This is a genomic window from Prochlorococcus sp. MIT 0701, assembly GCF_000760295.1.
GTDB lineage: Bacteria > Cyanobacteriota > Cyanobacteriia > PCC-6307 > Cyanobiaceae > Prochlorococcus.
Window position 1 is genome coordinate 1 of record NZ_JNBA01000045.1, and the last position, 8,467, is coordinate 8,467.

The 8,467-nt window shown below is 48.0% G+C and carries 14 protein-coding genes and 1 pseudogene; 11 read left to right on the forward strand and 4 right to left on the reverse strand.

Translation table 11 applies throughout. From position 1 onward, the window contains the following. Positions 1-51: 51 nt before the first annotated feature. From EV12_RS14875 to EV12_RS12635, 3 genes are all read left to right on the forward strand, one after another. On the forward strand, positions 52-180 hold the full coding sequence (locus tag EV12_RS14875) for a hypothetical protein (protein ID WP_275040947.1): 129 nt from the start codon (positions 52-54) through the stop codon (positions 178-180). Positions 181-229: 49 nt separating this feature from the next. Next, the gene (locus EV12_RS12630; protein ID WP_036915978.1) at positions 230-499 is read left to right on the forward strand and encodes a hypothetical protein; all 270 of its coding nucleotides are present in this window, start codon (positions 230-232) and stop codon (positions 497-499) included. 214 nt (positions 500-713) lie between these two features. Continuing rightward, positions 714-1,076, forward strand: a complete 363-nt coding sequence (locus EV12_RS12635) for a hypothetical protein (RefSeq protein WP_152562397.1) — start codon at positions 714-716, stop codon at positions 1,074-1,076. A 30-nt stretch (positions 1,077-1,106) separates the two neighbouring features. On the opposite strand, the gene EV12_RS12640 is transcribed toward EV12_RS12635, so the two are convergent. Beyond that, positions 1,107-1,328, reverse strand: a complete 222-nt coding sequence (locus tag EV12_RS12640) for a hypothetical protein (RefSeq protein ID WP_036915981.1) — start codon at positions 1,326-1,328, stop codon at positions 1,107-1,109. A 464-nt stretch (positions 1,329-1,792) separates the two neighbouring features. On the opposite strand from EV12_RS12640, the pseudogene EV12_RS12645 reads away from it, so the two are divergent. Further along, positions 1,793-2,059: pseudogene (locus tag EV12_RS12645) on the forward strand (glutathione S-transferase); the annotation flags it as partial. Positions 2,060-2,244: 185 nt separating this feature from the next. On the opposite strand, the gene EV12_RS12650 reads toward EV12_RS12645, so the two are convergent. After that, on the reverse strand, positions 2,245-2,556 hold the full coding sequence (locus EV12_RS12650; protein WP_036915986.1) for a hypothetical protein: 312 nt from the start codon (positions 2,554-2,556) through the stop codon (positions 2,245-2,247). Between the two features lie 691 nt (positions 2,557-3,247). Between EV12_RS12650 and EV12_RS12655 the strand changes: the two genes are divergently transcribed. From EV12_RS12655 to EV12_RS12665, 5 genes are all read left to right on the forward strand, one after another. After that, on the forward strand, positions 3,248-4,228 hold the full coding sequence (locus EV12_RS12655) for a polyprenyl synthetase family protein (RefSeq protein WP_036915989.1): 981 nt from the start codon (positions 3,248-3,250) through the stop codon (positions 4,226-4,228). A 312-nt stretch (positions 4,229-4,540) separates the two neighbouring features. After that, positions 4,541-5,080, forward strand: coding sequence for a flagellar basal body rod protein (locus tag EV12_RS12660; protein WP_036915990.1), 540 nt, complete (start codon positions 4,541-4,543; stop codon positions 5,078-5,080). Between the two features lie 62 nt (positions 5,081-5,142). After that, positions 5,143-5,310 carry a hypothetical protein gene (locus EV12_RS14385; protein ID WP_193742242.1) on the forward strand — a complete coding sequence of 56 codons (168 nt, stop codon included), beginning with the start codon at positions 5,143-5,145 and terminating at the stop codon, positions 5,308-5,310. A 19-nt stretch (positions 5,311-5,329) separates the two neighbouring features. Beyond that, positions 5,330-5,581, forward strand: a complete 252-nt coding sequence (locus tag EV12_RS13345; RefSeq protein ID WP_072014326.1) for a hypothetical protein — start codon at positions 5,330-5,332, stop codon at positions 5,579-5,581. 329 nt (positions 5,582-5,910) lie between these two features. Then, a complete protein-coding gene (locus EV12_RS12665) occupies positions 5,911-6,150 on the forward strand; it encodes a hypothetical protein (protein ID WP_241466628.1) in 240 nt (79 codons plus the stop codon). A gap of 325 nt (positions 6,151-6,475) precedes the next feature. Here EV12_RS12665 and EV12_RS14390 read toward each other — a convergent pair whose 3' ends face one another. Further along, positions 6,476-6,640, reverse strand: a complete 165-nt coding sequence (locus EV12_RS14390; protein WP_193742243.1) for a hypothetical protein — start codon at positions 6,638-6,640, stop codon at positions 6,476-6,478. Positions 6,641-6,666: 26 nt separating this feature from the next. On the opposite strand from EV12_RS14390, the gene EV12_RS14395 reads away from it, so the two are divergent. Next, positions 6,667-6,825, forward strand: a complete 159-nt coding sequence (locus EV12_RS14395; protein WP_193742244.1) for a hypothetical protein — start codon at positions 6,667-6,669, stop codon at positions 6,823-6,825. A gap of 112 nt (positions 6,826-6,937) precedes the next feature. On the opposite strand, the gene EV12_RS12670 is transcribed toward EV12_RS14395, so the two are convergent. Continuing rightward, on the reverse strand, positions 6,938-8,053 hold the full coding sequence (locus EV12_RS12670) for an inverse autotransporter beta-barrel domain-containing protein (protein ID WP_036915991.1): 1,116 nt from the start codon (positions 8,051-8,053) through the stop codon (positions 6,938-6,940). A 39-nt stretch (positions 8,054-8,092) separates the two neighbouring features. Here EV12_RS12670 and EV12_RS14400 point away from each other — a divergent pair, with 39 nt between their 5' ends. Then, positions 8,093-8,257: a hypothetical protein gene (locus EV12_RS14400; RefSeq protein ID WP_193742245.1), complete on the forward strand. Its 165-nt coding sequence runs from the start codon at positions 8,093-8,095 to the stop codon at positions 8,255-8,257. Positions 8,258-8,467: the final 210 nt, after the last annotated feature.

Sequence of the window (8,467 nt, forward strand, 5' to 3'; positions counted from 1 at the left end):
TGTAGTCAGTGTTGATAGTAGTCATGGTTTTAAAGGTGATAAGTGTGTGAGTTGTGTTGGGTTGTTTTCCCTCGACTCCTACAAGATCTCAGCCTTTATGGTGAAAACTCCTATTTCTTTCTGGTGCAGACAGCTGGCGTTGCTGGTGAAAAGTTGGTGAAAAGCTCAGATCAACCTTAAGGTGAAACGTCATCAGGGATCCCCTTCGAAATGACTTAAGGTGAATACGATGAATGAGTCCTACTTCGACGAGCTGTTCGAACGTTGGCAGGCGGCCGAAGAGGTTGACGCTGAGTTGATCCAACTGATCAAAGACACTGTTCGATTTACCCAAGAGACAAGTGACGATCGCTTGCGGGGTCATGCCCGTCAGCTGCTTTCTGATGTTTACCACCTGCCGAGCACTCCTCAAGAAATTGCTCTGGTCAGAGAAGCGCTGGAAGGTTTAGGAATAGTGCCTCCTGAAATACCTCCTGAAGACAATGGCTATGGACTATGACGAAGCTCGATAGGAAACTTGGCCATCGACGCCATGCCGAGATTTATTGGAAGAACGCGTATCAGTGGCCGTGGAGACGGTAACCCTCCTTTGGATGATGATCCAAACCAGGCACAAAAAAATGAAAGCCTTTTGCCCAACCTGCCAGCTGCTGCCACTCTGAGTTCCGTCGCTGATAAACCCGATGAAAGTCACTTAGGCTTTGGCCTACGCAATGGGAGCAATTTTCATACTCGGAGAAACATCACGTCGAGGGCTTGATTACTTCGCGATCAATGCCACAACGATGCTTGAGGATTACGGTTCAGGAGTTTGGCTGATACTGGCCGCCGCTGCTTGCACCGCAAAACTTGCTCAGTCCACGGTTTATCTCGCTGGCGCTTGGGGGTATTCAGCAGGGGGAATGTTTGTGCTCTTCTTCGCGCATCTAGAGGCTTATCTCCGTGGTGCTAACTTTCGCCCCGACCATCCAATAGAAGATGTCAACGGAATCATCGTTAAAGGAGTTATCTGGGGTATTTGCGTGGCAGCATTCATTGGCAGCCTGCGCGACACCTCACGGCCTTCAGGTGCTTAACCATTGATGCCGTGAAAGCGAGGCTGAAAGCTATACAAAACCCGTGATGGGGAAAGCAGGGCGCGAAGTGTTGTGCGCGATCAATCCCCCGACAAAACCATCAACGCCCCGCCTTGTGCGGGGTTTTTGTATTGGCTTGCTCCAGGCAACAGTTCCCTGCATCCAGGGATCTTCTTCAGAAGAAGACCAAGCCCTGATGCCAGGACCCACCGTCAGGATCAACGTTGCAGCTGCGATCAAGAGGAAGCGCATATCAGGTCCTGGCCTATCCAGCGATGCTAAGTCTGTCACCGATTTTTGAAGTGGGTTCAATAGGGAATCTGTTCCCCACTGGGGTGGTGCCTGCAGATCTCCACTTTTTTATAGCTATCGACAACACTCGATGGATGCGCCAAACGCTATGAGCGCTTCTGCCAGCGCTATCGCCATCACAGTAAAGCTGCTCCCAAGTGCCACTGGGGTAGTCGCATACTTAAACGACTAGTCAGTCATTCAAGAACTAGAAATAAGAAAAAGAGGATTTCACCAGGCCAACAACGACCGCTGTCACTTTTGAAGGAACAAGTTGAGCAGATCTCTAAGCGTTCCTTTGGATCAGTGGCTCCTCCGGTAGCTAGCTGAGCGCCTGCTTGAAGAAGACCCTTGGCCATCTTAAGTGGACCAGCTTCAATGAGCTGCTTGATCGCATCGGTGTCGGTCATCTTCTAGGCAGCCTCCTTGGCGCCGCGTTTGATCAGCCACTGCGCGCTGCACTCACATTGCTGTTGCATTGCACTCCGGTCATGCCGATTGCCGGCTCCTCCTTGGGCTTGCGTTACTTGCGAGATCGCATCTGCGTTCCTCGCGATATGCCCCTGCTCAGCGGTCGACTAGTGCGCCAGGCCCTTGAGCAAACCGCAGCTTTGGATGGCGATGAGCAGCCCGAGGCGATTCCTCTTCAGCATCGATTTGATCAGGATCCGCAAGCTTTTTTGACTGAGTGACCAGGATCACAACGGCACATGATCACCATCGGTACTTCATAAAGATATCTCAGCAATTGCCATGGATTTAGGGGCCTGTGACTAAAAAACTCGATTCCTGCATTGCAACATCACTCCACCGATTGCAGGCCATATAAAACGCATATTAGGGCAAAATTAACTCGATAGAGCTAACGAAAAATCAGTCAGATCAAGTTTCCACTAACTGCTAAGGCCGTTTTATAACCCGCCATCCCCCAATCAGCACCAGAAGCACCGCCAGCCACAGCTGCTAATGCTTCACTGCTCAGCTGAATGTCATTGAATTCATCATTCTCTGACATTTGAGAAATAAACCTAGTAATCTCTTCTGGCGTGATCTCAAAACCTTTGTCCGCTGCCATCTGGATGATCTTGGCTGTTGCGGCCTCTGTATCAAGAATGTACTGAGAACCCAGAGCCGAGAGCTCCTCGGGCGAGATCTCATGTAATTGCCTGAACTGCTCAAGACTCGCCATGGATACAAGCTTTCAACTCCCACCTTTTTAGCAGAGTCATTGCCTGAGGGCACGATCTGGACAATGTTTTTAGAGCCTCCGATGATTTTAGTTCTAACATATTGTTTAGCAGCAATTTATATGGACAACTAACGGTATGAAAAACCGTGGTCTTACCCTGTGCCTGGAGCATCTTCGCTGAATAGGTAGACTGCGAAGATAGCCAATGCAAATCGGAGTTAAAGTGGGAAGTTGATTTGCAGTTGCGAAGAAGTCCTGGCTCCTCAATCTCCTTGCACCTGGCTTGATTCGCTAAATAAGGTTGGGTTGAGTTTTCTGATCAATAGATTCAAATGTGGTTGATTGATTTGCACCCTTGATTACTGAGAATAATCTTCTCAATGGTCATGTAAGTCGTGATCACAAATACAATTCAAGCCATCGCTAAGCAACCGTTAGTAAGTTCTACATTTTTCATTTGAACCTTCCTGCTATTGATGGAGTTAATTATAGCCAATTGATTCGCAAAGACAGAATGTCCACTAATAGCATGCTTGCATGCGTCTCGCTGTGGAGAGTTCTCAGTACCCGTAAATCATGCTGGATACACATGAAGTAGAGTGCACATTCACTCCTGCTTAGTTCCAATAGTTATCATTGGTATTCTATGAACCATGGGAATAGTCAAGCCTCGTCATTGCTGTTTAATTAAATGATTAATCCGATAACATCTGTTGAGCGAAACAATCTTGTTTTTAAAGAGGCAAATGATCTTTTGGCTCGGCATTCAGAGTCAATTGAACAAAAAATCTTACTTTCGCGATTCCTTGCAGGTCTAGAGGAAAAGGTTCGTAAGCACTCGCTGCCGTGCGTAAACTCACCTCTGATCATACATTGTGCGATCAAAGGAGAAGAAAGGAGTGCCGTCAAGCTTGCTGCTGCTTGTCTCTTTTTGTATCTAGCAGCAGATATTATTGATGATATTGTAGATGGTGATTTCTCAAGACATTGGGGAGAAGAGATATCTAGCTCAGAAGGAATTTTAGCAAGTGTGGTCTTTGCATCATCAATTGCACCGTTGGCTATGGATGATATAGGCATAGGGACTCATGGCGCCTGCTTGCTCAAGGCATCGTTGTCAAAATGTATTATTAGCATGGCCGCAGGGCAGCAAGGGGACCTCAGATCTAGTGAATCCTTGAGCTCTACTCCTCCTGAGCAAGTAATTAAAAATGTTCAAGCAAAGAGTGGTTCTGAGATAGCTGGATTCGCTTTGATGGCTGCTCAACTAGCAGGAGCAGAGCCATATATTGCCAATGAATATATGTCCATAGGTAGGATCATTGGGACGGCTGGCCAAATAATGACCGATTGTTGTGAGCTATACAATGCGAGCGAAGGGAGGGATCTCGCTAATGGAACAGTTACGTTGCCTTTAGCAATACATTTTCAAAACCTTCTCGAAGAAGATAAGAATCACTTCCTAAATCTAATAAGACTTGCACGACATGAAGAGTCTGCAAGGATAAAAGTTAGGAGTCTCGTCGCCGAAAGTGGATCTATTGCTCAGACATATTCTTTTTTGCAGAAATGCAAAACAGAAGCCCTTGATCGGTTGGACCGCCTTGATCCTCTTGAGCCAGCCGCAACAGAGTTGAAACAGCTAATTAAGATTAGCTCCACATTTTCATAATATTCGACAAGTCTATTGGATTGAATGCCAATGAATTGGTGAATGAGCCTAAGAGATAGGAAATTCAAATTATGATTTTTTAATCTTTATCTCCATGCCCCTAGATCTGCTGGGCTGTCGTCGTCTTGAGCAACTACTGGTTGGAATGGAGAATTGGCTAAGGCTAGAGCAGCAGCACTTGCTAAGGATAGGGAGGCGGAGGGAACGCTGCACAGGGGTTGAACGCTTAAAAGGTCACTCATTATTTGGCATATTTTTGGTTTCAGCTATCAGCAGACATCAACTGCTGTAAAAGGAGACGGAGGAACTTCGATGACTGAACCGCCTTTGCCATCCCTTCTTCGTTGGCTCCCTGTCAGCTTCCTTGCTGCTTTCAGTGTCTTACCGATTGCACTCGCAAATGAACCTGGGTTGAGCCCTAAGGAAGTCGTTCGCCGCTACAGCAATACGGTGGCCTGCCAGATCTATGGGTCGACTCCTGGTTATCAGCAATACGCCACTGTCGAACTTGAACCAGTTCACTCCCAGTACCCATCTGGCGTTTGGCTAGTGGGTTGGACAGGCGATCTGGGATGCATGGGGGGCAATGGCACCCAGGGTCTACAAATCAATTTGGTCTCGCAGAACGGCTTTTCGAATAGAACCGTCAGCCCGGTGGTGATTGACTCTCGACCTATGCCGGATCTCGTAATGAACGGCTTGCGGGATCTCAGTTTCAAAGATGGAGTCGTGACCATTCGCGGAACGACGGGACGAGCGAATTTCGGCACCTTCCAGGAAGTGACTGCTCGCTACCGCTGGAATGGGATGTGGACTGGTGGAGGTCAGCCCAGGTTTGAACGATTGCCCTAGAGCATGACGCGCGGCTGACTTCACTCAAAACGGCCAACTGATGAAGACCATCTCCTTTATCCATGGCGGTAACGCAACTTCCGCAATCACCGTCCCTTGCTGAATTAACAACAGCCGCGGGGCAAGGAAAGCATGGTTACCCGGATAACCTTGAACCTCCTTATGCCCATAACGAAGTGGAGAGCAGAGTGATGCGCATAACCCTGAACTTCCTACTGCGCATGTGGTGATCAGGTCTAAATTGCATTCATGACCCGTAACCCTCTAACTGCGCTTTGCTTCTCGCTAGTCATCTCATCACTGCATGGGATCCAAGCGTCTGCTCAAACGAATCAACAGCTTTTGCAGGAACGTCTGATCAGCCCCGCTGTGTATGAGCTGCTGAATAGTCGTGGCGCAAACACTCCACTAGAGCGATTGGAAGTGATACAAGAAGCCTGTGGAGCCCATCAGCTCTCTCCTAGTGACTGTGGGAACACTAGAAGGTGGAGAGAGTATTAAAGAAGCAATGCGCGCCGAAGTGGTGATCAGGCACGCACCTGATCTTTGATATTTACTAGCTCGAACGAAGTGAGGGGCCGGCCGGGCAAAAGGTAACTTCCCATCGAATGCCCAGATGGCTACAGAAAACCCTTAATCAGCACCCGGACAAATGTCCGGCTACCTGCCCCCCATTCCTCTTCGCTCGAGGGACTCTTCCCTTCATCAGTTTGTAGACAAATGTCCGCAAACTCCCCAGCCTTAAAAGATGCGTTTGATGCTGGCATTGGCTCAAGCACTCTCGATATCCAGAATCTTTTTCCTGCCCCGCGGCTGTTTTCATAGAACCAATGCCACGGGCCACGCACGCCAAAGCTGCTTCAAAGTGCCACTGGGGTAGTCGCATGCTGAAACGTCTGGTTGGAAAAGGTAGAAGCAAGAAACAAAGGGTTTCACCAGGTCAACAGCGAGTGCCATGGGATTGGGATATTCGCCTCAATCAAATTCCAGAAGATTGGAATCAAGTTGCGGTGAGATTTAGAAAAGCCAATGGCATCCGTGATGGCGATCAAACTCTCAAGCTGTGGTGATTAGTTGGCAATATAAGTAGTTTTAGGGTAAAAGAAGTTGAAGGTGAATTTGTGATGAATGAGAAGAACTATTGCTGGTTGCTCCCTGCTAAACAAGACATCAAGGCAACTTTCTGCATGCCAATGGTGCCAGGTATCGGATGTCGTTTTAAGCGAATAGTGAGGTGGTTGAAGAAATAAAAAGCCCCTGCATTATAAGGGGCTTTGCGTGTGTTTTAGGCTGGTGCGGTCACCTGAGGTTGTAGACCTTCTCGTCAGTACGGCCTCCTGGTCTGGTCCCAACTGGTCTCAGCTTTCCGCGTCGCACACACAGTACTTCTGATATTCAGCTAGTAGGTATTTCCCAGCTCTGCCAGATATTTCGATAGTTCAGCCCCTCCCAGCCTCCAGAATAGTTCCACCAGCCTCCAGATACTTCTGATAGTTCAGCTGTAGTCAGCTCTTGATCTAGCAGTTCAGTGTTGTTGTAGTCAGTGTTGATAGTAGTCATGGTTTTAAAGGTGATAAGTGTGTGAGTTGTGTTGGGTTGTTTTCCCTCAACTCCTACAAGATCACAGCCTTTCTGGTGATCCCCACTACATAGCTCTGGTGAAGCACCGGAACAGTTCTGGTGAGCTTCTGGTGAACCGCTCAGATCCCAGTAAGAGACTGAACTGCAGACACCAAAGCCAATAAAAAACCCCGCTCGTGGCGGGGCTAAGTATTAATTAGTGCCAGGTATTGAACCGCCAATGAGCTGCTTTTAAGCGAGTTTTGATGAGATATTAGATCCTAGACGGGCTTGTACTCAAGCGGGTTCCCAGCCGTTAGCAGTCGCTCGTTTTGCGCCAGGGTTACAATGGACAATTGGCGTATTTGTCTGGTATTTGAGGGGGTGTAATCTACCATTGAAAAGCATTGTTTGCGATTTTACCCATCCATTGTTTGTGATTTGTCCACCTTGGAGCGGATCAAACACTTTGCATGAACCTGCTGCATCATGAACGCGGATATTTCTGTTTTTAACGCTTTCAGATAACGCTTGAATGGTTGGCTTTTGCCATGCTTTTTTCTTGGTTTCTGCAGCTGCACTATTGCTGCCAAAGCGATACTCAATGTTGCCTGACACTCTGGTTTCAAACGCTTCGTCATAGGAAAGATTGATCCCAGCAGTTAATCCATAAGCGATCTGATAATCCAGCCCCGCCTGCACGCCAGAACCATCGGCTTCTCCTAGATCACCGCTTTGGTAGTAGTAACCAATTGAGGCATCCCACTCTGGAGTGATTGCATAACCAACATCAAGCCCATAGGTATCAAGCGCTCCGCCTTGAAAGGCTCTATTTAGCTGCTGCTCTGTATCACCAACAGGGATAAGGGCATAGGCATTGAAGTTCCAAGTGTCTGATACAGCTTCTAGACCAGCTGCTACCTGCTGGAAGAAGGCACTTTCCTTGTCGTAGAGGGTGACGCCTGAATCAGCGTTACCTGTATTCATTGGCCGGCTGTCATAGCCAGCATTCACTCCATACATCCAAGAGCGATCACCATTCAGCCAGCGATAACCAAGCCTTGTTGAAGTGCTGATCGTGGTACCAGCCACTTCTGTATTGACGATGCTGCTGTATCCGCCGTAATCAGCAAAGTTGGCATTGAGCAGCACATCAGCAAAGAAGACACTGTTTTCGCCAACAGCGATTGGCAAGAAGCCGCCGATACCGGCCTGATTTGGTGTTCCTGATCCTTGTAGTGCGCCTTGAAAACCCCAGTTGAACTTGACTGCATCCTTGAGGTTGATCTCCATCACCCCGAGATCATCTGCACCACCAGCATCTTGAGCAGCAGCAGACAACAAAGCGCCGTTAGAGAGAGCAAGTGCTGCAACACCACTCAGCGATAACGACAGACGCAGTGAACGCTGCATTGATAAAGATGAGATCTATTGAGCGCAGAATGGCTTGCCTTGACCGCTGTTGCCCGCTGCAGTAGGCAGTTTCAGCTTTGCTGCTATTCAGTAGCTCTCAATCAAATTCCAGAAGACTGGCATCAAGTCGCGGTGAGATTTAGAAGAGCAAATGGCATCCGAGATGGCGATATGAGTTCCGCTTCTGATGGGTTGGTTAGTTGATAATTTAAAAGAATTTAAGGGGCTAATGGTTGTATCCTATTTTTTTAGTCTCAAATAAATAGCAACAGTTTTACTCTGATCTAGTGCATACGTATTTGAGCAAACAAAGTCAAGAAGGAGTCAGCTATTGGATGGCTTTAGGCATTTAAAAGCCCCGCACAATGGCGGGGCTCGGGGTTCACCAACAACTCAACTCAAAAGAGGAAGCCT